The sequence below is a fragment of the Alkalibacterium sp. m-11 genome (genome assembly GCF_054658155.1).
Map to the genome: position 1 here is coordinate 1 of NZ_BAAGIR010000311.1, position 706 is coordinate 706.

Annotated in this window: 1 protein-coding gene; it reads left to right on the forward strand. The window is 35.4% G+C overall.

Features of this window, described 5'->3' with window-relative positions:
* Window positions 1–233: 233 nt before the first annotated feature.
* A partial coding sequence (locus ACYQ2O_RS12565) for a transposase (RefSeq protein WP_459796750.1) occupies window positions 234–706 on the forward strand: 473 nt, incomplete at its 3' end.

Genomic DNA, 706 nt, shown 5'->3' on the forward strand with positions numbered 1-706 from the left:
GAATCATTTTCGATTCTGAAATGCCTTGGTGTGTCTAACGTTAGAAGGTCGGTAAAAAATAAATCGACAGAGGCAAAGATTGGTATGAAGCCATTCAACATTTTAAAATTTCATATTTTTTAAAAATACGACTAAACAATAAAAAAAGGGAATTCCCTCTTTGTTGGCGCGATAGCGCCCTCTATTGTTGTATAATAGAGTTAACCAAAAAACAAAAAGAAAGGAAATTCCCTATGGATATTGTAGCACAATTAAATTTATTTGAAGAGAACGAATTAGGCGATTTAGAAAAATTATACACTGTGCTAAATGAGCTGCCGGATCAAGCCCTCATTAAGGCACTTGATGAAGAACGCCCTACGGGGCGAAATGATTACTCAAATCTATCAATGTGGCGAGCTTTTATTGCAAAATTTGTCTTTCAGCACCCGACTGTTCAAAGCCTCATACGAGAACTTAATCGAAATAGTCAATTGCGACAAATTTGTGGCTTTCAAACGCATCATATTTTAGTAAATGGTGAATCTAAAAAAGTTTTAGCTCCAAGCGCTTCGGCCTTTTCTCGTTTTAGTTTTCGATTGACCAATCATCTCGAAAAAGTGGAGGGAATATTTACTACTTTATTGGAAACTCTGTATAAGGAACTTCCAGAATTAGGTGAAAATTTGGCAATTGATGGAAAAATTATTGAATCGCATGCGAATCA